The following is a 22,735-nucleotide window of genomic DNA, read 5'->3' as shown; positions in this document are numbered from 1 at the left end:
GTTGGACGTCAGCCCGGGAGTTCGCCGCCGGCTATGCCGCTGACGAACTTGCGTTGGGCCACGATGAACAGCACCACTATCGGCAGGGTCACGAGCAGGGCTGCCGCGGCAAGTTCGCCGTAGGAGGTGCCTGTCTCGGCCTGTTGGAACACTGATAGTGCGAGAGGAGGTGTGTAGAGCGAGCTGTCGCGCGCTACCAACAAGGGCCACAGATAGTCGTTCCAGTGCGTAAAAATCGACAGCACCGAGAAGGCCGCGATCGATGGCATCGACGTCGGGACGACGACACGCAGCAGGGTGGAGAACACGCCGAGGCCGTCGGCCTTCGCGGCCTCGAGCAGTGCGTCGGGGATCGTGACCATGTATTGCCTGAGCATGAAGATCCCGATGGCGCTCGTTGTGAAGGGCAGGACGAGGGCGGCGAAGGTGTTTGCGAGCCCCACCGAGCCGATTCCGAGATAGAGCGGAAGCGCGATGGCCTGGGTGGGGATCAGGAGGCACGCGAGCACGATCGCGAAGGCAGCATCGCGGCCACGGAAGCGCAGCTTGGCAAAGGCGTATGCCGCGGGTATGACCGTCACGAGCTGTGCGGCCAGGATGCCAAGGGTGACGAGTGCGCCGTTGAGCATGGCTTGGCCCAGGTTCGCTTGGTCCCAAGCGCGGGTGAAGTTGCCGAGGTCTAGGGATTCGGGAAGCAGCTGCAAGCCATCGAGCACGGCCTCGTCGGCAGGAGAGACCGACATGCGAAACATCCAGACGACGGGAAATACCGAGATCGCGGCGAATACGGTGACCGCCACAATCTGAATGCTCCTGCCTATCAAACGTCGGGTGCGGTGTGTGGTGCGCATTAGAGTTCCTTGTCTCCGAGGAAGGCTCGACGGCGAAGCACGCCAATGAGCACGAGAACGACCAGTAGCAGTGTTGACACTGCAGCCGCTTGACCGAGGTCGAAGTAGACAAAGCCGAGTCGCCAGGTCATGGTCAGGATGGTTTCCGTAGCCCCGAGCGGTCCCCCGCCGGTGAGGACGTTGACTGTGTCGAACACCTGCACCGCCTGCAGAACGGCCATGACTGTTGCAAACACGGTCGTCGGTCGAAGCAGGGGCAGTGTTACGCGACGAAACGTCGACCACGGGCCGAGGCCATCGGCGGCGGATGCCTCGTAGAGCGCCGTCGGGATGCTCGTCAAGCCTGCCAAATAGAAAATCATGACAAACGACGTCAGCCGCCAGATTCCAACCAGTGCCACGGTGATCAACGCGTACCTGGAGTCACCAAGAAAGTTGATCGGGGCTAGGCCGACCAGCGCAAGTGCCTCGTTTACAAAACCGCCACGGTTAGCGAAAATCCAGCGGAACACCACGGCCATCGCGACCATGTTGGTGGCGAAGGGCAGGAATAGGAGCACCTGAAGAAGTGGCCTGGCCCGCCGAAACGAGGCAACCAGAAGGGCCAGGCCCAGTCCGAGGACCAGGCTCGGGATGATCGTCATCGCTGAATACAGCACGGTATTCCAGATCGACTCGACAACCGCGGGGTCGGAGAAGAGAGCCGTGTAGTTCTGCAGCCCAGCCCAGCGCCACACAGTTCGGTCGCCGAGGTCGATTTGGAACAGGCTTCCCACGAGCGCAAGAACGCCGGGCAGTAGCAGAAAGAGCCCGATCAGGATCAGCGCTGGCAGGGCAAGCGCCCAGCCGCCGATTCGTATGCCCCTCACAAGCGTTCCCCCGCGAGCGTGGCGAGCGGGTAGGCCGCGAGAAGACCGTCACGATGCAGCGCGACGGCCGTGCCGTCGTGCACGACCAGCGGAGCCAGGATCGGAACTCCGGTGGCGAAGCGGCCCAGCTCGTCACCCGTGCGCGCGTCTAGCGTGACGATGTCACCGTCGAGCGCCGGGATCAGCAGCCGGTCGCCCACCGTGGTCGCCTGGGCGAAGAGCGGATGAGGACTGCGCCGGTAGGTCAGGAAGCACTCGTCGGAGTCGGCCGCAATTTCCGTGCGCCAAAGCTGCTCGCCCGAGACGGGGTCGAGCATCGCGACAGCGCCGCCGGCGTCGACGACTAACACGCCGTGGCTGCCGAGATTGACCCCGACAGGGTTCCACGGCACTGAGGTCGGGTACGACCAGCGTATTGCGGAACCGGACGCCGAACGCCGGAAGACATTCGTCAGTCCAGTGGCGATCAGGTCGCCCGTTGCAGGGTCAACGCTGGGGGTGCGTATCGGCAGGCCGGCGCCGCTCGTCAAGACATCGAACAAGCCTTCAGCCACCACCTCGTTAGAGTTCGCGATCGTCTCGCCCGTTTTCGGGTCAAGTCGTACGGGCGTGCTCGGCTCGGGAAACCCCGCCCAGAGCACCGTCGTCAGGCTGCCGTTCGCTCCCGATCGGTCGACTACCGGGGCGCTGAGGGTGATGAAGATCTGATACGCGGCGATGTCCGATCGCTCCCACACGATCTCGCCTGTGCTCTGGTCGAGGGCTCGGAGTGCAGCCTGGTCGCCAACCAAAACGAGTCCGTCGACGAGTGTCGGTGGGTAGAAGCCAAAGCGCCGAAGCGGGTCCGATGTCGGCCGCTGCCACAACATCTCACCCGTGCTCGGGTCGTGCGCCCACGTCGTTCCAGACACAGTCGAGCTGATGATAGCCGCGGTCCCGGCACCCGCGGGCGCGCTACGCAGCGGAGCGTCAAGACTGGCCTGCCACAGGGGCTTTCCCGAGCAGGCGTCGTATGCGGCCAGCGCGCCGCGGGCCTCATCATCGAGCGCGAGCGGTACGAGCACCCGACCGTCAGCAACGATGAAAGGTGTGCGCTGTCCAATCGCCGGGGTCGATGTGCTCCAGAGTGCCTGTGTGGTGCGGGCCCAACCTGAACGGGTGTCGGATTGTGGAGGATAGGTTTGGTGTGACCCTGTGGTGATCCGCTCGCCGTCCCACACAACGATGCGATATGTGGCCGGAGAGTTGTCTACACCGCCGAACATGGCCGGAGGGGTGTTCACGTGCAGCGTGGGGCCGCTCGCGACGACCCGGGAGGTGTGCCGGTGGCCGGAGAACGTCGCGATCGGGGCACTGGGCAGCCCGTCGAGAATGGAGCGCCACGGCTGGTCGTGACAGAGCATGATCCACGGAGTCCCGGTCGCGAGCATCTCAAGGTCGGCGCGTAGCCAGGTGTCCTGGGTCTCGTGGTCTAGACCGAGTTCATGCGTGAACCAGTCCACGGCAACGACGTGGAGGCCAGGTAGATCAAACGAATACCACCTGGGCCCCAGGTAGTCTTCGTAATGCCTGGGCTCCCCGGAATGGATGGCATAGCCGTTGCGGCTAACCAGATCCGTCGGATCCGGAACGAGATGGTCGTGGTTTCCCGGGATCGCGTAGACAGCCAACTCGGTCGTTGCGGTCGCAGCGACGAAAGCTGCGAATTCTTCGGGCAGACCACGGTCGGTCAGGTCTCCCGTGACGACGAAGGCCTCGAGTCCCGGATGAGCCGCGGCGATCTCGCGGAAGGCCTGCGACAGGCGTTCGCCGGTCCCGATTTCGGCCGGTTGGGGATAGCCGGCTCCCGTGCCGAGGTGGGTGTCTGTGAGATGTGCAAAACGGACGGGCAGCTGCACCGGAGCTGGGCTGAGGGTGAATACCGGGTCGATCGCGCTTGCGCCGACGTACCATCGGTCGACCCGCCATCCAGCCGGCCGGGTAATGAACACGGGTCCGCGGACCTGGTCAATCCGAAATCGCCCATCCTCGTCGGTGCGAGTGACCCGTAAGCCGTCGCTGACGACGACTCCTGGCATCGGTGAGCCTGCATCACTTAGTACGGTGCCTTGCATAATTTCCCTCTCTGCGTCTCTCGGCCGTTAGATGCGGTGAGAGTTAACGACTGCCTCGGATGCGGCGCGCGCTTCGGGCGCGCCTTCGAGCTGCATAGCCAGGACGCTGTAAATGGCGTCGATCAGTGACAGGTGGACGATTCGACTAGTCATGGCCTCGACCCGATAGCGTGTCTCCGAGCTACCCGCGACGAGCAAGAGGTCAGCGAACTCAGCCAACGGTGAGCTGAGGAAGCTGGTGATTCCGACAACGACCGCCTTTGACCTGACGGCCGTGCGGGCGACGTCCAGCGTCGACGTCGTTGACCCCGTGTGGCTGATCACGAAACAGACGTCGCGCTCATCAAGGCCGCGGGCGATCACCTCTTGGGCAATGAAGTCAGGGGTGAACGCGGCGTCGAGCCCAAGTGTCGTGAAACGGTAGGCAGCGTCTGAAGCGAGCGGGGCCGAAGTGCCCACCGCGGCGAAGCGCACGCGACGTGCCTTCACCAGCGCAGTGACAATAGCTACGACTGTGCTCGGGTCAAGATGCGCCGCAGCATCCTCAAGCGCAGCACTACTCTCGCGCAAGGTCCCCAACACGGTCGCGGTAACCGGATCGTCGTCGTGTGTCGCGGCCGGGCGCTGGGGAAGGACGGTCTCGCGGGAGAGAAGCAGCTTGAATTCCTGAAATCCGTGCAGGCCGAAGCGCTGGCAGAACCGCACTACCGAGCCGACGGACGTGCTAGAGACCTGAGCCAGTTCGGTCACCGAATAGGTCATAACCGAATGAGGGTCAGCACGCACCACTCGCGCGATCTGCGCCTCGGATGGCGAAAACGCAGCCGAATCGCGACGGATCTGCTCGAGGATCGGCTGCTCATCAGAGCGCCAGAGCCTCGACACTGTCTCAGGCTGTCTATTCATGGTGCTCACGCTAAGAATCGCGCGTGACCGGTCAGTGACACCCAATCAAACGGCGGATGAACTTTCCAGATACTCGCTGTTCATGGAAAGAAACTCCAGAGACACCCCTCTGATCATCCCAACGCAGAGTTGCCAGTAGTCGCGCAGGAACATTCAAAATCTTTGGTCACCCGGCCGTGAAGATCACCGTACCGAGGGGCCAGGCAGCCGTCCTGGGCTCCGAAAACGCAGCCACGCCCAACACACCGAGACCCCGGAACCGAGCGCCCAGGGCATTTCATTCTTGATCCTCTTCCAGCTGACGTTCCTTCTAAACACCTTTGTGCTGATCGACACGCTGCACAGTTGGTTGAGCGGTTTCGTCAAAGTCAGCGCGGTCGGTCGCATGATCACGACGGCAAGTTCGCGAGCGATATCTGGCTGGCCCTTACCGACGTCGCCGTGATCGTAGCGATCTCCGCGCGTCTGACCGTATGGGCGTACGTGTGGAAGCCCTAAATGTCAGGGTGCACAACTTCCGTGATGCGAACCCTGACTCAGCGTCGAAATTGGTCGCCTTCAGCCACGCTAAGCGCAAGGCGACTTTTCCGGCCGACACTCTGCCTCGGGAATCTAAAGCTTTCCGAGGCACGCAAACCCTCTCCCGGACCGCGGGAAGGAGTGGCGGATTTCCGGGGCGCGATGCGTCTCGGAAACATGTCTTACCGCAAAGTGTCTTTTCTCCGCCGCTGCTAGCAGTTGTTGAGGCAGAATGGCCCGGTGAGACATCTCGGGTACACACGGGTCAGCACCAGAAGCCAAGACGCGAAACTGCAAGTCGATGCGCTCGTCAAGTCCGGCGTCCAAGAGCGGGACATTTTTGCCGACGTCACCTCGGGCAGCCGGACCGCGATCTCGCGCCCAGGGATGAAGAAGCTCCTCGAGTACACCAAGCCCGGCGACACCGTCGTCGTCTGGCGGGTCGATCGGCTTGGACGGTCCCTGATCGATGTGCTCAACACGGTGAAGCTGCTCCGAGAGCAGGACGTGCAGGTGAAAAGCATCTCGGATGGGATCGACCCCTCGACGACCTCGGGCCGGTTGATGTTGAACATGCTCGCCACTTTGGCCGAGTACGAACGCGAACTGATCACAGAACGCGTCAACGCCGGGATCACCGCAGCCCGGCAAGGCGGAACCAAGTTCGGCCGGCCCCTGTCAGATCCCGTCGTCGTTGCTGACAAGCTCAAGCTCGTCGCCGAGGCCAGGGCGAAAGGCCGCACGGCGAAGGAGGCGGCGAAACTCGTTGGGTGGAGCCGGGCGACTCTGTACCGTCACCAACAGGCCCTCGCGGCTCGCGAGAGCGCCACCGTGTAGGTGGCTCGTGGATGCGGCGGAGCGGTGGCGTGTTCTTCGGCTGCATGTCGAAGACCAGATCCCGCTCGTCGTCCTCGCTCGAGAGACCGGGATCTCTGTCCGAACTCTGCAACGCTGGCTCCAGCTCTACCGCGCGGGCGGCGTCGCAGCCCTCGACCCTCACCCTCGCACCGACAAGGGTGTCCGCCGAACCTCATCGGAGACGGTCGCGTTCATCGAACGTTTGGCGCTGACCCGGCCACGCCCAAGCATCGCCACCCTGCACCGGCTCGCCTCCGCGGAGGCGAAAGCTCACGCACTGCCGGTGCCGAGTTACGCGACCGTTCGCCAGATCGTTCAGGCACTCGATCCGGCCCTTGTCACCCTGGCACTTGAGGGGCCGGTCTCGTACCGGGACAAGCACGAGCTCGTGTTCCGCCGCCGCGCAGAACACCCCAACCAGACATGGCAGTCCGATCACACCGAACTCGACATCCTCATCGTCGGCGCCAACGGGAAACCCGACCGGCCCTGGCTCACCACGGTCATGGACGACTACTCCCGCGCCATCTGCGGATACATGGTCTTCACCGGCGCACCCTCAGCGATCAACACCGCCCTGGCTCTCCGGCAGGCGATCTGGCGGAAGACTGACCCGGCGTGGGCGATGTGCGGCATCCCCGACATCCTGCACGTGGACCACGGCTCCGACTTCATCAGCCACCACCTCGAGCAGACCGCACTCGCCCTGCACTTCAGGATTATTCACTCGACCGTCGGCCGGCCCCAGGGCCGAGGGAAGATCGAACGGTTCTTCGGAACCATCAACACCGAACTCCTGGCCACGCTCCCTGGCCACCTCGGACCGGGCAGCCGAACACCAACGCCCCTGCTGGACCTCGCTGGTCTCGACCGCGCGATCAGCGAATTCATCGGCACCTACAACGACCGGACCCACAGCGAGCTGGGGATCTCACCGCGAGACGCGTGGGTCGCGGACGGCTGGATGCCTCGTATGCCCGACAGCCTTCAAGAACTCGACGGGCTCCTCCTTACTGTTCCAAAGAACCGGGTCGTTCAACGCGACGGCATCCACTTCCAAGGCCAGCGCTACCTCGCCCCAACCCTCGCCCAGTTCGTCGGTCACACCGTCACAATCCGGTACGACCCCCGCGACATCTCCGAGATCCGCGTTTACGACCGCGACACGTTTCTCTGCACCGCCATCGACGAAGCTCACCCCAACCTTCGCCTCAGCCTCCGCGACATCGAAACCGCCCGCCGCGCCCGCCGCAAGCAGCTGCGGCGAGCCATCAACGACCGCATCCCGATCGTTGCCACCCGCGAGGAACTTCGCACCCCCGAACCCAGCAAACGGCGGCCGAAGTTGCGCACCTACGAAGAGGATGAGTGATGAACCAAGCATTCATCGTCACCAAAGAACACCGACGCTTCACCGAGTTCGCCAACGCCGTCCGAAAGGAGAAGACCATCGGGATTTGCCACGGCGCCGCCGGCGTCGGGAAGACCAACTCCGCCCGCCGCTACGCGAACTGGGACGCACTCGAGCCGTATATCAACGCATGGGGACCGAGAGGTGATCACGACGCCAAGCACTACGCCCTGGCGAACCGATCCCGCACCGTCTTCTACACACCCGAAGTCCTCTGCCGGCCCAAGGACCTCATGCACGACATCGACCACTGGCAGATCAAAGTCGGGATCTGCGCCGACGAGCACCTCCGCTCCCTCATGCCCGACGGGGAAGTGGTCAGGCAGAACGACGTCACTCGCCTCGTCGAGCTGCTCATCATCGACGAAGCCGAACGGCTCACCCCCACCGCCCTGGAGCTTCTTCGGGACCGGCACGACCGCACCCACCTCGCGATGATCCTGATCGGCATGCCCGGCGTCGACGAACGCTTCCGCCACTACCCCCAGCTCTACAGCCGCCTCGGCTTCTCACACCACTACCGTGCCCTCGGCCGTGAAGAGCTCCTCTTCGTTCTCGATCGCCACTGGAAGCGACTCGGCAGGACTCTCGACCCTGACGACTTCACCGACGCGCAAGCCATCGCCGCGATCGAACGCATCACCCGAGGCAACTTTCGCCTCCTCGAACGGCTCTTCCCTCAGATCAACCGGGTACTCAAGATCAACCAGCTCGACACCATCACCGACGACGTCATCGAAGCCGCCGCCAGCATCCTCGTCATCGGCAATTAGCGACACAAAGCGATCACAGAACACCGCCAAAGAGCGGCAAACTCCACAGCCCAGGTGCTCAAAACCGTTGCCAAAACCCCATTCTGTGCAAAACCTCTTCTATGGGTTTTTGAGCATGTCGGGTAGACTAGAAGCAACGAGGGAGGTCACCATGAGCGTCAAGACCGCCGGCACGATTTCCGCAGCCGAGCGCGAGCTGCGCGAGCGGGTCGTGGCCGACGCCGCGCACAGCTCCGCGATGGAAGGCCTGACCGCCTCGCCGGAGTACCGCGCCGACGCTGCCGCGTTCGTGGCGGGGGAGTACGACGCCGACGAGCTGGTCGCCCGCACTCGCGCCCGTTACGGCCTTGCCTGAGTTCGTCGACCCGTACCTCGAGCCCGCATCGGGCATCCTTCGGAACAGACTCGGCATCACGACCCAGCAGGCGCTCGACGTCGCCGAGGCCGACCTGGTGGAGGCGCGTCGCGCACAGATGATCGCGCGGCCGGTGAAAGTCACCGGAGATCTCCGACAGCTTCAAGCGATCCACGGACAGCTCTTCCAGGACGTGTACGACTGGGCCGGCCAGCTGCGCACCGTCGACATCCGCAAGGGCACCGACCCCGCGGCGGAGTTCTTCATGCCGGTGTCCCGGCTGGAGTCCGCCGCGGGGTTCGCGTTCGCTGAGCTCGCGGACGACCATCAGCTTCACGGCCTGGACCGTGACCGGTTCGTGGCGCGCCTGGCGCACCACTACGACCAGGTGAACTACCTGCACCCGTTCCGGGAGGGCAACGGCCGCACGCAGCGAATCTTCTGGACGCAGATCGCCGCCGGCGCCGGCTTCGACCTCGACTGGAGCCGAGTGACCGGAGCGGAGAACGACCAGGCGTCACGGGCCGCGATGGAACGGCAGGACTTCACCGAGTTGCGCGCGATCTTCGACCGCATCGTGCAGCCCGCGGCGGGTGGCCGGCTCACCCCGGAACGGATGGAGCAGCTGCGCGCCTTCGCTAACCTCAGCAGCAGCCTGCCACCCGGCCGCTCCGTCCCGTCGACGTCGACGGGACGCTCGCGCCGCCAGGCAACGCCCGGCCGAGAAGCCGAACAGGGGAGGGGACTATGACCGTCGTCGGATATGCCCGGGTGTCCAAGCGTGAACAGAACCCGAAGGCGCAGGAGGCCGAGCTGCACGCCGCCGGTGCGGCGCGCGTGTTCGTCGACCACGGCGACTCCAGCCGGGTCAAGGACCGCCCGCAGTGGGTCGCGTGCATGGACTACCTGCGCGCCGGCGACGTGCTGTTGGTGCGGCGCCTCGACCGACTCGGCGGGACCGAGCGCATCCTGATCGAGACGCTGCACGAGCTGGAGGATAAGGGCGTCGACATCAAGAGCCTCACCGAACCGGTGATCGACACCACGACTCCGATGGGCCGTGCCCTGTTCGGCATCGTGGCCGTGTTCGCGCAGCTGCGCGTTGACACGATCCGGGAGAACACCCGGCTCGGTCTGGAGTACGCGCGCGCTCAGGGCCGCGTCGGCGGCCGCCCCACGGTGATGAGTGCTGAGCGGGTCGAGGTCGCCCGGCAGATGCGCGCCCAGACCCCACCGGCGACGTGGGAGACGATCGCTAAGACGCTGCACGTCAGCTCCGCGTCCGTGCGCCGGGCGCTGGCCCAGCCCGAGAACGTGAGGACATAGACATGTGCGGGCGCTTCGCGATGAACAAGGAGACGAACGAGCTGATCGAGGAGTTCGTCGCTCAGGGTGGCCGCGCGCAGGACTGGCGGCCGTCATACTCGGTTGCGCCGACATCGGACGCTCCGATCGTTCGCGAGTGGGCCGGCGAGGACGGCACGGTGAACCGAGAGGTCACCGTCGCGCGCTGGGACTGGCCGAAGCCTCCCAGCCGCCCTACGGGCGCGCCGATCATCAACGCCCGGATGGAGAAGCTGCCGACCGGGTTCTGGGTGGGCGCGTTCTCGAACGCACGGTGCATCGTTCCGATGCTGGGCTACTACGAGTGGACCGGCCCGAAGGGTGACAAGCAGCCGCACTTCATCCACAGCGACGAGCTGCTTGCTGCCGCTGGCTTGACGTGGACGATGGACGTTGCGGGGGAGAGGCGCCGGGTGTTCGTCGTCGTCACGCGCGAGGCCCGCGACGCCAGCGGAGAAGTACACGACCGGATGCCGGCATTCCTCACCCCGGACCTGTGGGACGACTGGCTGAGCCCCGTGTCGCTCACCGTCGACGGCGACGCCACGCAGTCGAAAGCTCACCGCGCCGAGCTGCTTGCGGACCTCGATCACACCTCGTCTGCGATCGCGTCAACGATGCGCACATACGAGGTCGACCGCCGGGTGAACAACTCCCGCACGGTCGACCCTTCCGACTCGTCCCTTATCGAGCCGGTGTCATAGCCGCAGCCTCCAGCACCGACTCGCGGGCGTAGCGGATCAGTCCGCGGCCGAGGTCGTGGAACGATGGCCCGATGTTCTGGCCACGCCACCGACGCAGCTCCGCCACGTCGCGGCCGAGGATCGCTGCCGCCTCGTCGGGGGTCAGCAGGACAGGGGCGGGGGAGTGCTCGTGCAGCATCACACGTCCTCTCTCGTGAGGGTGTCGATCACGGTGATGAACTCGGTTCCGTTGACCGTCACCGTGTTCGCCAATCGGTACCCGTGCCGGCCGTAGTCGTGCAGCTGTTGGTCGCGTTCCTCGACCTTCTGCGAGAGCCGGTAGTGGTCCTCGTCGCCGGTGGGGAACGTCGTCTGGATCGTCGCGAAGCTCACTGTCGTGCTCACCGCTCACGCCGCCCTGGACTTGACCAGCTCGTCGATCCGATCGGGTCGGAAACCCGACCACGGATCACCCGCGCCCTCGACCACGGGCGCCTGGAGGAAGCCCGACTCTTTGACGTGCTGCAACGCCACCGGATCGCCGCTCAGGTCGACCACGCGGTACGGGATGCCGGCGTTGTCGAGCGCCCGCAGCGTCGCCGTGCACTGCACACATCCGGCCTTGGAGTACACGGTCAGCGGTTCATCGTTCATGGCACTTCTCCTCTCCAAACCTCATTGCCTTTCGGCAAAAGCCGAATCACAGCGTTGGGGGCGCGGAGGCAAGAGACCGTGGAATACCGGACTGAGCGCAGCGAGGGAGGATATGCCGCGAAAGCCCTTGCCGCAGCGAAACCGGCGCGTATCATCCACAGGCCGAAAGGCAACGAAGTTGCCCCACGCAACGGCCCCCGTCAGCGCGCAGCGTGACGGGGGCCGTTGAGAAGATCAGAGCCGGAGGCTACTCCTCCGAAGAAGCGGAAACAGCACCAGTTGAGGATCGGGTGCCGGCGCTACGAGCACGTCGGGGACGGCTCGTCTGGCCAGGTGCGCGCGCGCCCGTCGCGCGCAGATCCTTCTCCGACCAGCCCGCATCAATCGCTGCACGCCACGCGCGCTCGTGAGCGGCACTGGCGTCCTTCCAGCGTCGTTCGGCGTCGTCCGCATCGTTGGTCGCCGCCACGACCTGGCGCACGGCCTCGACCCGCGCGTTCACATCGGCTTCGATCAGTTCCCGCGCTCGTTGGGCTGCCTCATCAGGCCTGGAGTCCCGCGGGGTGGTGGTCTTTCGGGCCCGCGGCGTCGTGACCGCGACGGGGTGAGCCATCGTGCGATGGTCAGTGAGAACGACCAAGAACTCACACAGAAAGACGACACCGCACGATGGCTCTTGACCAGTCTGCCCTCCTCGAGCTGCTCGGGGAACTGAAGCTCACCGGCACCACCGACCGCATCCGAGCCGCGACCGAGCGGCTCTACCAGGAGCTGATCGACGCGGAGACAGCCGCATTCATCGGCGCCGCCCCCTACGAGCGCACGAGCGAGCGCACGACTACCCGCAACGGTTCCCGGCCGCGGGTGCTGTCGACCACGGCTGGGGATCTGGAGTTGCGGATCCCGAAGTTGCGGCAGGGGTCGTTCTTCCCGTCGCTGCTGGAGCGGCGCCGCCGGGTCGACCAAGCCTTGTTCGCGGTCGTGATGGAGGCCTACCTCCACGGCGTCTCAACCCGGAAGGTCGATGACCTCGTCAAAGCGCTCGGCGCTGACACTGGCATCTCGAAGTCCGAGGTGTCCCGCATCTGCCAAGGGCTCGACGCCGAGGTCGCATCGTTCCGCGACCGCTCGCTGTCTGACATCGCCTACCCCTACGTGTTCCTCGACGCGACCTACTGCAAGGTCCGCATCGACCACCGTGTCGTGTCCCAGGCGGTCGTCGTCGCGATCGGCGTCGCCGCTGACGGGCGGCGGGTCGTGCTGGGCTTCGATGTCGGAGACAGCGAGACCGAGGAGTTCTGGAAGCAGTTCCTGCGCTCGTTGAAGACACGAGGTCTGGGCGGGGTGAAGCTGGTGATCTCCGACGCCCACGCCGGACTGAAGAAGGCCGCAGCGACCGTGTTGCAGGGCGCCGCCTGGCAGCGCTGCCGCGTCCACTTCATGCGCAACGTCCTGACCGCCCTCCCGAAGGGCCGGCAGGAGATGGTCGCCAGCGTGATCCGCACGATCTTCGCCCAACCCGACGCCGAGCACATCGATGCCCAGTTCGACGAAGTCGTGCGCATGATCGAGCGCGTCCACCCCAAGACCGCCGTGATGCTCACCGACGCCCGTGACGACATCCTCGCGTTCAAAGCGTTCCCCGCCCGGCATTGGCGACAGATCTGGTCCACGAACCCGCTGGAACGCCTCAATCGGGAGATCAAGCGCCGCACCGACGTCGTTGGCGTGTTCCCGAACAACGCCGCCCTGCTCCGCCTGGCCGGCTCCGTCCTCGTCGAGCAACACGACGAATGGGAAGCCGCCGACCGCCGCTACTTCTCCGAAGCCTCCATGACCGAGCTCACCGCGACCACCCCCACCATCGACGAGGCGGTGATACTCCCCGAGATCACCGCCGCCTAAACTAACGACAGCTGATCATCGCAACGAAGCGAAAGACCACCACTCAAACGGACGCGGCCCTCATCAGGGTTCAAGATTGCGTCGCTCATGCGACTCAGCTTAATCGTGGTCGAGTCCGTCGAGTAGAGAGAGAATGACCCCTAGCGGGGTAGACCTTCCGCCACTAGCGTTCTGGGCGGGGCGGAGCCGCTGGCAGAGCAAGCTATAGACTTAGGTACCCTAAGTCTGGACCCGGCGGGGTCGCCGGTGCATACTGGTCGTATGGTCCCCGCCAGGAGGCTGGTTCGCTGCGCTGGGCCGGAGGGACGGTGAGAACATGACGGAGCAGAACGAGCGGCGACTGTTCGGTCGTCAGCGGCGCGCGAACTCTGACACCCCGAGGGATGCCGGCCGGTATGTCGTGAAGACGAACGCCGAGGAAGACGCGCAGCTGCGAGCCCGCGCCGTTGTCGCGGGCGTGACGGTGCCGCGGTTCCTGGTCGAGGCAGGCATGAACGCCAACGTTGAGACGAGCACAGAGCAGAAGCAGACGATCGCGGAGTTGTTCGCTCTGGCGCGGACGCTCGGCACCGTGGCGAACAACGTCAACCAGCTCGCCCGGTACGCGAACACGGAGGGCCGGTTCCCCGCCGAGGCGGAGGCCGTGGTCGCGGAGTACCGCGGGCTGAGCGCACGCATCGACGAGACGATCCGCAGGCTGGCCGGCGCATGATCCCGAACATCACCCGCGGCACTCGCGTCGTCGGACTGATGACGTATCTGGCGGGGGAGGGGCGCGCCAACGAGCACACCGAACAGCATCTTGTCGCGGGCGATCACGCGATCATGGCGCGCCACGGGTATGCAGTTCTGGACAAAGCGGCGGCACGCGAAATCGGGATCGCGCTGGACACTCCGCGGCTCGCCTACGGCGTCGACGTGACTCGTCAGGTGCGGATCGAAGATCCTCAGACCGGCGAGCTGCACACCGAGCGAGTACCCGCGGACGTGTGGCACTGCTCGCTCTCGCTGCACGCTGACGAGGGCCAGCTCAGCGATGAGCAGTGGGGCACGATCGCGCAGCAGTTCGTCGACCGGATGGGCTTCACCGAAGAGTCAGGAAAAGCCCCATGCCGGTGGGTTTCCGTGCGACACGGGCTGTCGAAGAACGGCAACGATCACGTGCACATCGCCGTGTCGCTCGTGCGCGAGGACGGCACGAAGGCCACCACGCACAACGACTTCAAGCGCGCTCAGGACGTGTGCCGCGACCTGGAGCGCGAGCACTCCCTGACACCGTTGGAATCCCGTCAGCTCGGCATCGGTGAGCGTGGTGTCAAGCCGGGCGAACGCGAGAGCGCCGACCGCCGAGGAAGCGTCGAAGTCGACGCGCACCGGCTGGAGCGCACGGTGCGCGCCGCAGCGATCGCGTCGCTGGACGAAGGCGAGTTCGTGCGGCGGATGCGCCGCGGCGGGGTGCTGATCCGCCCCCGCTACGCGGCCGGACGCGATGACGTCGTGGCCGGCTACTCCGTGGCTCTGCGCCCCACCGGGGAGGACCGTCCCGTGTGGTACGGCGGCGGCCGCCTCGCTCGCGACCTGACCCTCCCGCGGCTGCGCGAGGGGTGGCCGGACAGCCCACAGACCGCGCAGACCGCGGTCGACGAGTGGCGCGCCACGAGCAAGAACCCGTGGCAGTACCGCCCCGTCGCGCCGGGCCGGGAGGAAAGCACCCCGGACCCGCAGCTGTGGGAACAGTACAGCCGGGAGCTGGGCGAGCTGCGCACCCGTCTGCGTGAAGTGCCGGCGACCGACCGGGCGACATGGGCCCACGTCGCCCGTGAGACGGCCGGAGCGTTCGCGGCCTGGTCGCAGCGGGTCGAGACGACACCAGGGCCTCTCGCGGAGACAGCCCGCGAGCTGTCCCGCAGCGCACACATCCGCGCTCACCAGTCCGCACCTAAGCCGGTGCGGATGGGCTCGGCATCCGGCGCAGCAATGATCCTGTTGCAGGCGGCCACAGCCGGACGCGGGACCGCGGCGGAGGCGATCTTGTTCCGCCAGCTCGGCCGACTGTCGGTCGCGTTGCTCGACGCGCACAAGGCCGCCGGGGACGCGCGACGCGCCGAGCAGATGACCGAATCGCTGCGCGGCAAACTCGCCGCGATTCAGGAGCGGCTACCCGCGATCGCGACGAAGGACACCGCGCAGCCAGCTGCGCCGGCGCTCACCCCGGAAGAGGAAGCGGTGCGCAGGGCGCAGCGCGGCCTCGCCGCTCCCGGCACACGCTCGCCGCTACCCAACCCGATCACCCCACGCAAACGCTCAACGTCCGACACGTCACGCGATCGTGACGGCAACGGCAGGGAATAGAAGGGACCAACGATCATGGCCGATGACACAGACGGCGTAGGCGAGACGTTCGACGACTCACTGCGCATCGCCCTGACAGTCGCCTCGCAGTTCGGGGAACGCATCTCCCGGCTGCGCGAACAGCTGTCCCGCCAGCGCGAGGCGGAGGCCCGGCAAGAGGCTCGCGAGCTGCAAGCACGCTTCGACGCCGAACGTGGCGCCGCTCGTGCCCAGCTCGCGGTAGTGAACCAGCCCGAGTGGTGGACTCGTGCGAGCGTCGAGGACATCGCCGGCGTGCACGAGACAGCGACCGCGTGGCGTGACCACGACGACACCGCGGCCGCCGCGCACGACACCATCCGCCGGGAGGTCCGCGACCGCCACGGCGTCGACGTCGACCGCCCCGGCGCCGACCCCGCCGCCGTCGCTCAGGCGCTCCGAGAAGCGGAGCGCGATCGCGCAGAAGCGCGCGAGGAACGCCGTCGCTCCGGCGAGGAGCTGACCGCCAGCCAGATCCTCCTCTCTACCGCCGAGGGCCGGGACAGGGACGCCGACGACGCACGCAGCCGCGCATGGGAGGCCGATGACCCCGACGTCGCCGCACAGGCCGAGAGAGAGGCCGCTGACGCCGCTCAGGATGCCCGGGCCGCCCGTGACGGCAGCACGGTGGCGTATGACAGCGCCGAGCGGCGAGACGCCTTCGCACGGTCGCTGGAAGGCACCGCGTCGGAGCAGGAGGTCCGCGGCCGCGTCCTCGCGGACACCGGCAACGCCAAGCACCCCCGCGAGGCGGTCACCACGCCCACTGGCCGCACCCCCAAGCCCCGCAAGGCCCGTGCCGGGCTCACGCAGCAGCGCGACCGCGGCGGCCTCTCCCGATGACCGACACCCCGCCGCCGGCACCCGCCGCACCGCGGCGGCGCCTCCCGGCGCTGTGGTGGCTGTTCGCCACCATCGGCGCCGTGGCCGGGGTGATCGCCGGGCTGATCATTCCGCCGCCCTACCCGGACGGACAATGGTGGGGCACGTTCCTCACATCGGCCGGGTTCGGCGGCAGCCTCGCCGTGATCGGCGCGGGCATCGCCGCGGCGATCGCGTTCTACAACTCGCGCAGCGACCGCCGGCAGAAGCAGGACGCCGACGCTCTCGCGCAATGGTGGGGCCGGTTCACCTGGGCGTGCGAGAAGGCCGTCAGCACCAAGCGCGGCGAGTCAGAGATGGGTTTGTCCGTCCTGACGGCGTTGATAGATGCGCCGTGGGCCAGAGACGAGGATAATGAAATGGCGATCGGGGTGGCCAACGTCATCAACGACGCGATGAACGCAGCACCGGACAAGAGGTGGTGGCAACGATGAGCGGATACAGCGAACAGTCGCAGAAGCTCGCGGAGGAGCTGGCCGAGAAGGCAGCGAAGAACCTCCGCCGCTCCGGCCGCACCGTCGAGCGCAGCGCCGCCACGGGCCGCTACGTCGTCAGCCGCAAGGGCGACGGTGCGACGATCCACAAGAGGGACGGGTCGGGCAGCATCATCGTCCGCCGCAACGGCTGATCACAGACCCCGAAGGGCCGCGCGATGCGCGGCCCTTTCTCATCCCCACCCGGTAGCTGATGATCCGGCCCTACACGCGGCGGTGTCAAGGGCGCGCAGCGTCGCAGAGCGATGCCCGACCGGGCACCCTTGACACCACCACGGAGGGGCCACAATCGGCCGGTTGTTGGGTGGGGAGAAGAGAACCGCGGGAACTACCCCCGCATGTCGGGAAACCAGCCCGCGGGCGGAGGCGCGTAGGGCAGCGGTTCGCCCGGCTCGCATGTGTCTTTCGACCGTGCGAACGGGCCGTCAGGGCTGAGGAGGATCGTCATGTGGTGGTCGGCGTGCTCTGCCCACCAGGTGCTCGATCCAGTCGCGGGGTCCTGGCGCAAGTGCTCCCACGCGCGCCACAGACCCTCGATGCGGGCGACCGCTTCGGGAGACTTCCACCACTCCGCCGCCCAGCGGTACCGCGCGTTGCCCCCGCCAACAGGGCGGGTGTACATGTGGCGCAGGTACTCGCGCACGAACTCGTCGACGGAGCCGTACACGAGGCCTGGCGCCTCGTCGACATCGGCCGAGTCGTCGTCCTCACGGAAGTCATCGAGCACGTCACTCACGCGCCCGGCTCCGTCCGGGTCGCATCGTTGATCCACGCATCCGACACATCCGCCGCTGGCGTCGACGCGCTGGGCGGCGCCGGGAGAGGCGCGGCAGGCGCCCCGGTGCTGTGAGAGGGATCGTGCGCGGCAATCGAGGCGCGCAGCGCAGCCGCGTGCGGGCCGTTCATCCACGGAACGGTCTCCACGAGCGTCGCGGGCGCTCCCGAGGCAAACACCACGGCACGGCCGCGGGGCAACGCGCCGAGGTCTGCAATGTCCAGGGTGCGCTCACGCTGGATGCCGTGCGAGGTCGAGCGGGAGCCGCGGCCAACGCTCGTCGACGTGGTGCGGCGGTCGTAGTCACCGATCATCTGTGACAGCTCGTTCAGGAACTCCGGTTCCTTCACCCCGCCGCCGTAGACGGCGACGTTCGAGGCGCTCCACAGCTTCCGCATGCCGTCACGCCCCCACACCTGCACGCCCTGAGACCAGGACTGCAGGATGGTCATGAGCACGATGCCGCGGGAGCCGTAGTGGCTGTAGAGGTCGGGGAGGTCATGCCACCGGCACACGTTCGCAGCCTCGTCGAGGACGCCGAGCATCGGCGTCTGGAGACGCCCGCCCGGCTGGGTGGTCGCGTACTCTTCCGCGGCCTCCACCGTCGCCGCGGTGAGCGCGGTGACCAGCGGGCCGGCGGTGCCGCGGCCCTCCTTGGACAGGCTGTAGAGGGTGTCCGTGCTGCGCACGAAGGCGTGCGGGTCGAACTGGGGGCGCGGGTCGTATCCGTCGCCCTGAGGGGTGACCCACTGCGCGATCGCGCGGACCTTCAAGCACGACGCCATTTGCGCGGCCGTGCCGTACACGCTGTCACGGCGACGGGACTCGCCGTTGACCTGCCCCGACACGGCGTCGGCCATTTGGTCGTACCCGTGCCGGCGGAGGATGCGCACCGGCTCGTCGTCTCCCGGTGTGGTCGTCCAGGTGAACGCCGTGGTGATCGGCAGGTTCTCGAGCGCGGCCGCCAGCAGGAAGCCGGCGAGAAGATCCTGGCCGGCGTTGTCGAAATAGGCGTCTCCGCGGCTGTCGCCTGCGCGCGAGCCGGACGCGAAATGAGCCGCGAGCTTCGCGGCTTTCACGTCGTCAGTGACGTAGCTGAGCGGATTCCACCACCAGGTGGGCGACTCCAAAGCGATGCTCTGAGGATCAAACGCCCACACGCGGCCCTTCGACGCGCGCAGCTCGCGCGTCGCGTCGAGCACGTCGCGCTTGTTCGACGTGGTGAGCACCGCGCCGGGCGCATCCGCGATCGCGGGGATGACGTAGGCGGTGGACTTGCCGACCCGAGGGCCGGCGATGAGCGTCAGCATGTCCTCCGGGGAGGCGTAGATGCGCTGCCGGCCCGCCACGGTGATCCCTACGAGCACACCGACCCAGTTCTGCACGCCGAGCCGCTGCGCGGTCTGACGGGCGCCTGTGGCCGACAGTGAGCGCAGCTGCTTGCCCTTGCCCATGTGCATCGCGGCGGAGTCGACCGCGCTGCGACGCCGGCGAGCTCGCGCGATCGAGACGCCGACCAGCACGGCCAAGGCCGTGATGACGGCGAGAATCCCCACGAGGATCCAGGTGGCGGATGCCGGCCAGGTCACCGTGCCGCGGATGACGCCGAAGAACACCTCGAACGGGTCAGATGTGCGGTCCGCATTCACCCCGTCGAACTGCGAGCCGAGCGCGACGGCCGCCCACACGCTGCCGAGGATCACGAACGCAGCGACGACCGCGATCAGCAGGGCGATCGTCGATCCATCGATGCCCTGCCCGCGCTTGTTGGTGGCGCTCACGCTGCGCCCTCCTCAGGCTCGACGGGCGCCGCGCCGTCGACTTCGACGGCGAACTCGTGCGCGGCGTGCTCCGCATCATCGAGGCCGATCATCGGGTTCGACTCGTCCGGGGCAGGGAACGCCGTGGTGGCGTGCCAGAGCTTGTTGGTGTCGTTGATAGCGCGTTCGGCCTCGACCAGCTCGACCTTGATCGGAATGCCGGGGTGGCCGCCGACCTTGATGAGGAACTTCCCGCGGCCTGGCGGTTCTGAGCCCGGTCCCGAGTCCCAGGTGCCGGGGTCCTGCCAGGACGTGAGAAGTTCCTGCTCGGCGCGCGAGAGCGGAACAGCGCTGGTCAGCATGTGCATTTCGGCGCCGGGGAGCCCTCCGCACACGACCATGCCGGCGCGTTCGACGAAGCCGCGCGCCTTCATCCGGTCCTCATCGGAAGGCAGCGCCAGAAGATCGCTCATCGTGTGAGAAATCATCGCCAGGCCGACGCCGCGCTGACGGTTCAGGCGTGTCAGGGCATCGACGCGATCGACCATGCCGCGACCGGCACGAAGCGCCCGCCACAGCTCGTCGAGGATGACGAAGTAGTGCCGGCGGGGCTCCAGGCCAGCATCGGCCAGTGCGTTCGCGACGTTCACGGTGCCGAATCCGGCCGACCAGCAGGCCAGCAGGATTGCGGCCTGCATGTCGGTGTCGGAGTCGTCGATCGAGGACACGTCGTACACAACCGGCCGGTCGCGCATCATCGGCACGTCGGTGGCGTGCGCGAACGTCTCACCGAGGCGACCGCCGGACGTGAGGCTGATCAGAGACGCCTCCAGATTCTCGGTGATCGCCTTGTAGCGGGTGTCGTCGCCCCGGTCGAGGGCGACGTCGCGGACCTCCTGAGGAGCCTCCTGGATCACGCGCAGCAGATCCCCGAGCACCGGGACGCCCGTGTGGTGCTCGTCGAGCACCCGCAGGGCGCGGTCGATGATCGACTCTTCCCGGTCGGTCGGAGGCTCCTTGCGGAGGATCGTCAGCAGCGCCGACACCATCGTGTGCCGGCGGCCGTGGGCGTCCGCGAGGACCTGGGCGCGCTCCTTCTCCTTCCCGGCCTCGCGCAGCCGCTCGGCGGCTTCGAACGCCTCGCCGGGGTCGAGGATGTTCAGGTGCCCACGGCCGCGGCCGAGGGTGATCACCTGGCCACCGAGCGCGCGGATCATGTCCACGTAGTCGGGTTTCAGATCACCCAGCACCAGCGGGAGGGTACCGAGGCCGGCCAGCCCCGCCGCGGTGCGGCGGGTGTAGGTCGACTTCCCCAGGCCGGGCAGGCCGAGGATGAACACCGAGGGGTTCGAGATGAGGTCGGCGTCCTGGAACCAGCTGATCGGGTCGGCGCACACCGTCGCGCCGGTGAACAGCTGGAGGCCCATCGGCACGCCGATCATGGGCGTGCCGGTACCGACCGAGAACGGATGCAGCCCACAGACCTGAACGGTGGTGCCACGCCACTCGTCGACGGGCTGGACCACGCTGGCCTCACCGCGGCCGCGACCGAGCCACCCGCGAGGGCCTGGCCGACGAATCTCGGGCTTCTTCTCCTTCTCCGGGCGCGCGGCCTTCGCGGTAGGCAGTTCGCGCGGCTTGCGCTTCTGTGACCGGCGGCGCCGGCTCTCGTCGATCGCGGGCATTACAGCTGCTCCCTAACCTCGCCAGGCACCCGCAGATGCTTGGGCAGAACCAGGCCCAACGGGAGCGCCGCAGCGAACGCGGAATCCTGTGAGCCGTGCACCAGCCGCAGCCGGAGCCGCGCCGTCGCGGACAGGTTGTCGATCGCCGCTTTCGCGTCCGCCTCCTGAGAGGCATCGAGCACCGTGGCGGTGATGAGCATGCCGAACTGCACCAAGCCGGCGCCGCCGGCTTCCTCCGCCGCGGTGGCCATAGCGGCCCGGGCCGCGGTCATGTTGCGGGCGGTCGGCTTGTTCGACGTCGTGAGGTTGAAGCTCGCCGCGCGCACATCAGACTCGACGATTGCGGCCGCCTTAGCCGCGTCGATCGGACGGTACAGCAGTGTGATCCGCTTGCGGGCGACGTCGCGGTGCGGTGCCAGCAGCCGTGACAGGACGCTGGAGGGCACGTTCCCGCGGGGCGCGCCGCTCATCATCCACGTCACGGACAGAGCCGAGTCGTGCCGGTAGGTGTCCCACCCGGCCTGATGCGCGGTCGGGCCCACTTCCGGCCAATACAGCTCCGGCGGCTCGCCGGCGGCGTTCGCCTCGTCGATCAGCCGCGCCGCCGCCGGGTCGTAGGCGATGCGGATGACCTCGCACAGCTGTTGTGCGCTCAGCGGGCGAGACGTGCCCGCGCCGGTCGCGGTGAGGCCCTGCGTGATGCCGGGCAGCCGGGACGCCAGCTCGCGCCCCATCTCATCCGGGGTGCGCTTGCGGCCGCCGGTGCGGGCCGCGGCGTGGAAGGTGATCGCGACGTAGGCCTTGATCGTCGCGGAACCGGCCGGATAACGGTCCACCAGGTCGCCCAGGAGCCGCTTGGCGAACTCCGGCGCGTTGTCGTCGATGCGGCTCGTGACCTCGCGGCGTAGCCGCGTGCCGGTGTCGGGAGCGGTCTCGATCGTGACCGACACGGCCTCGATGCCGGGCTCATCACCCAGGCTGGCCAACCACATCCCCCACTCGGCCACCCAGGCGTCGATCTGCTCACGGTCGACAAGCGCCGCGCCGTCCGGTTCCGTGCCGATGACGACGGTGTAGTGCGACGTCGCCGGCACCTGGACCAGCGCAAACGGGCGATTGTAGGAATCCCGCCACTCGGTGAGCCGGGAGCCCGCCGCCAAACCCGGCAGCTGCACCGTTCCCCACTCCGCCCGGCCCAACGGGCCAGAGCGGTAGATGTGCGTGCCCTTCGCTTTGGTGAACATCCATCCCGCCCTCGTTGTGGCCCGCATCAGCAGGCTTTGTCCGTGCTTGTCTTTGGCCGCCACCGTCAGCAGGAACAAGCCGAAGATGACGCCCGTGATGACGCCGTTGACAATGTTCGAGAACATCGTCACCAGCACCGCGAATCCGGCGCCGACGAACAGGATCGCGGTGCCGAGCGCGCTCAGGCCCAGCAGGCCGGCGGTCTTCGGTTTCGTCCAGTTGCCGTAACTGCGCGGCGCGTTGTCGTTCGTCTCGGTTGCCGTCGTGATCGTCATGAGAACC

25 protein-coding genes are annotated in these 22,735 nt (G+C 67.0%); 13 read left to right on the top strand and 12 right to left on the bottom strand.

Translation table 11 applies throughout. From position 1 onward, the window contains the following. Positions 1-8: 8 nt before the first annotated feature. The 4 genes from ABC271_RS18310 to ABC271_RS18295 are packed head-to-tail and all read right to left on the bottom strand — an operon-like array spanning position 9 to position 4,740. Entirely contained in the window at positions 9-851 is an 843-nt protein-coding gene (locus ABC271_RS18310; RefSeq protein WP_158505497.1) for a carbohydrate ABC transporter permease, read from the bottom strand. Continuing rightward, the gene (locus tag ABC271_RS18305; RefSeq protein WP_045245719.1) at positions 851-1,720 is read right to left on the bottom strand and encodes a carbohydrate ABC transporter permease; all 870 of its coding nucleotides are present in this window, start codon (positions 1,718-1,720) and stop codon (positions 851-853) included. The genes ABC271_RS18310 and ABC271_RS18305 overlap by 1 nt, the downstream gene beginning before the upstream one ends. Next, positions 1,717-3,834, bottom strand: coding sequence for an outer membrane protein assembly factor BamB family protein (locus ABC271_RS18300; protein WP_084603745.1), 2,118 nt, complete (start codon positions 3,832-3,834; stop codon positions 1,717-1,719). The genes ABC271_RS18305 and ABC271_RS18300 overlap by 4 nt, the downstream gene beginning before the upstream one ends. A gap of 27 nt (positions 3,835-3,861) precedes the next feature. Continuing rightward, positions 3,862-4,740: a MurR/RpiR family transcriptional regulator gene (locus tag ABC271_RS18295; RefSeq protein ID WP_158505502.1), complete on the bottom strand. Its 879-nt coding sequence runs from the start codon at positions 4,738-4,740 to the stop codon at positions 3,862-3,864. A 759-nt stretch (positions 4,741-5,499) separates the two neighbouring features. On the opposite strand from ABC271_RS18295, the gene ABC271_RS18290 reads away from it, so the two are divergent. From ABC271_RS18290 to ABC271_RS18260, 7 genes are all read left to right on the top strand, one after another. Beyond that, on the top strand, positions 5,500-6,096 hold the full coding sequence (locus ABC271_RS18290) for a recombinase family protein (protein WP_045245692.1): 597 nt from the start codon (positions 5,500-5,502) through the stop codon (positions 6,094-6,096). Between the two features lie 7 nt (positions 6,097-6,103). Further along, positions 6,104-7,489: a Mu transposase C-terminal domain-containing protein gene (locus ABC271_RS18285; RefSeq protein ID WP_085370114.1), complete on the top strand. Its 1,386-nt coding sequence runs from the start codon at positions 6,104-6,106 to the stop codon at positions 7,487-7,489. Continuing rightward, complete coding sequence (locus ABC271_RS18280) at positions 7,489-8,301, top strand: AAA family ATPase (protein WP_045245673.1); 813 nt, start codon at positions 7,489-7,491, stop codon at positions 8,299-8,301. The genes ABC271_RS18285 and ABC271_RS18280 overlap by 1 nt, the downstream gene beginning before the upstream one ends. A 151-nt stretch (positions 8,302-8,452) precedes the next feature. After that, the gene (locus ABC271_RS18275) at positions 8,453-8,656 is read left to right on the top strand and encodes an antitoxin VbhA family protein (RefSeq protein WP_412926268.1); all 204 of its coding nucleotides are present in this window, start codon (positions 8,453-8,455) and stop codon (positions 8,654-8,656) included. Beyond that, entirely contained in the window at positions 8,649-9,407 is a 759-nt protein-coding gene (locus ABC271_RS18270; RefSeq protein WP_412926267.1) for a Fic/DOC family protein, read from the top strand. Before ABC271_RS18275 ends, ABC271_RS18270 begins: the two co-directional genes overlap by 8 nt. Further along, complete coding sequence (locus tag ABC271_RS18265; protein ID WP_412926266.1) at positions 9,404-9,982, top strand: recombinase family protein; 579 nt, start codon at positions 9,404-9,406, stop codon at positions 9,980-9,982. The genes ABC271_RS18270 and ABC271_RS18265 overlap by 4 nt, the downstream gene beginning before the upstream one ends. Before the next feature lie 2 nt (positions 9,983-9,984). Then, entirely contained in the window at positions 9,985-10,704 is a 720-nt protein-coding gene (locus ABC271_RS18260; RefSeq protein WP_412926265.1) for an SOS response-associated peptidase, read from the top strand. Here ABC271_RS18260 and ABC271_RS18255 read toward each other — a convergent pair. From ABC271_RS18255 to ABC271_RS18240, 4 genes are all read right to left on the bottom strand, one after another. Continuing rightward, on the bottom strand, positions 10,685-10,882 hold the full coding sequence (locus tag ABC271_RS18255) for a helix-turn-helix domain-containing protein (protein WP_412926264.1): 198 nt from the start codon (positions 10,880-10,882) through the stop codon (positions 10,685-10,687). The genes ABC271_RS18260 and ABC271_RS18255 overlap by 20 nt on opposite strands. After that, the gene (locus ABC271_RS18250; protein WP_412926263.1) at positions 10,882-11,088 is read right to left on the bottom strand and encodes a hypothetical protein; all 207 of its coding nucleotides are present in this window, start codon (positions 11,086-11,088) and stop codon (positions 10,882-10,884) included. The genes ABC271_RS18255 and ABC271_RS18250 overlap by 1 nt, the downstream gene beginning before the upstream one ends. A gap of 3 nt (positions 11,089-11,091) precedes the next feature. Continuing rightward, entirely contained in the window at positions 11,092-11,337 is a 246-nt protein-coding gene (locus ABC271_RS18245; protein WP_412926262.1) for a glutaredoxin domain-containing protein, read from the bottom strand. 247 nt (positions 11,338-11,584) lie between these two features. Next, positions 11,585-11,950, bottom strand: coding sequence for a hypothetical protein (locus ABC271_RS18240; protein WP_412926261.1), 366 nt, complete (start codon positions 11,948-11,950; stop codon positions 11,585-11,587). Positions 11,951-12,006: 56 nt separating this feature from the next. Here ABC271_RS18240 and ABC271_RS18235 point away from each other — a divergent pair, with 56 nt between their 5' ends. The 6 genes from ABC271_RS18235 to ABC271_RS18210 all read left to right on the top strand — a co-directional run bounded on the left by ABC271_RS18235 (position 12,007) and on the right by ABC271_RS18210 (position 17,122). Continuing rightward, a complete protein-coding gene (locus ABC271_RS18235; protein WP_046746337.1) occupies positions 12,007-13,242 on the top strand; it encodes an IS256 family transposase in 1,236 nt (411 codons plus the stop codon). 316 nt (positions 13,243-13,558) lie between these two features. Then, on the top strand, positions 13,559-13,954 hold the full coding sequence (locus tag ABC271_RS18230; protein WP_412926260.1) for a plasmid mobilization protein: 396 nt from the start codon (positions 13,559-13,561) through the stop codon (positions 13,952-13,954). Then, a complete protein-coding gene (locus ABC271_RS18225) occupies positions 13,951-15,594 on the top strand; it encodes a relaxase/mobilization nuclease domain-containing protein (RefSeq protein ID WP_412926259.1) in 1,644 nt (547 codons plus the stop codon). Before ABC271_RS18230 ends, ABC271_RS18225 begins: the two co-directional genes overlap by 4 nt. A 15-nt stretch (positions 15,595-15,609) precedes the next feature. Then, a complete protein-coding gene (locus ABC271_RS18220) occupies positions 15,610-16,455 on the top strand; it encodes a hypothetical protein (RefSeq protein ID WP_412926258.1) in 846 nt (281 codons plus the stop codon). Further along, positions 16,452-16,928, top strand: a complete 477-nt coding sequence (locus ABC271_RS18215) for a hypothetical protein (RefSeq protein ID WP_412926257.1) — start codon at positions 16,452-16,454, stop codon at positions 16,926-16,928. The genes ABC271_RS18220 and ABC271_RS18215 overlap by 4 nt, the downstream gene beginning before the upstream one ends. Beyond that, the gene (locus ABC271_RS18210; protein ID WP_412926256.1) at positions 16,925-17,122 is read left to right on the top strand and encodes a hypothetical protein; all 198 of its coding nucleotides are present in this window, start codon (positions 16,925-16,927) and stop codon (positions 17,120-17,122) included. The genes ABC271_RS18215 and ABC271_RS18210 overlap by 4 nt, the downstream gene beginning before the upstream one ends. A 194-nt stretch (positions 17,123-17,316) precedes the next feature. Here the strand turns inward: ABC271_RS18210 and ABC271_RS18205 are convergent, their stop codons facing one another. The 4 genes from ABC271_RS18205 to ABC271_RS18190 are packed head-to-tail and all read right to left on the bottom strand — an operon-like array spanning position 17,317 to position 22,728. Beyond that, positions 17,317-17,724, bottom strand: coding sequence for a DUF4913 domain-containing protein (locus tag ABC271_RS18205; protein ID WP_412926255.1), 408 nt, complete (start codon positions 17,722-17,724; stop codon positions 17,317-17,319). After that, the gene (locus ABC271_RS18200; protein ID WP_412926254.1) at positions 17,721-19,544 is read right to left on the bottom strand and encodes a type IV secretory system conjugative DNA transfer family protein; all 1,824 of its coding nucleotides are present in this window, start codon (positions 19,542-19,544) and stop codon (positions 17,721-17,723) included. The genes ABC271_RS18205 and ABC271_RS18200 overlap by 4 nt, the downstream gene beginning before the upstream one ends. Continuing rightward, positions 19,541-21,208, bottom strand: coding sequence for an ATP/GTP-binding protein (locus tag ABC271_RS18195; RefSeq protein ID WP_412926253.1), 1,668 nt, complete (start codon positions 21,206-21,208; stop codon positions 19,541-19,543). Before ABC271_RS18195 ends, ABC271_RS18200 begins: the two co-directional genes overlap by 4 nt. Further along, on the bottom strand, positions 21,208-22,728 hold the full coding sequence (locus ABC271_RS18190; protein ID WP_412926252.1) for an SCO6880 family protein: 1,521 nt from the start codon (positions 22,726-22,728) through the stop codon (positions 21,208-21,210). Before ABC271_RS18190 ends, ABC271_RS18195 begins: the two co-directional genes overlap by 1 nt. Positions 22,729-22,735 lie beyond the last annotated feature (7 nt).

This window comes from Microbacterium canaveralium, assembly GCF_047238045.1.
GTDB lineage: Bacteria > Actinomycetota > Actinomycetes > Actinomycetales > Microbacteriaceae > Microbacterium.
The sequence above is the reverse complement of the archived record's forward strand: the minus strand, read 5'-3'. Positions and strand labels throughout refer to the sequence as shown.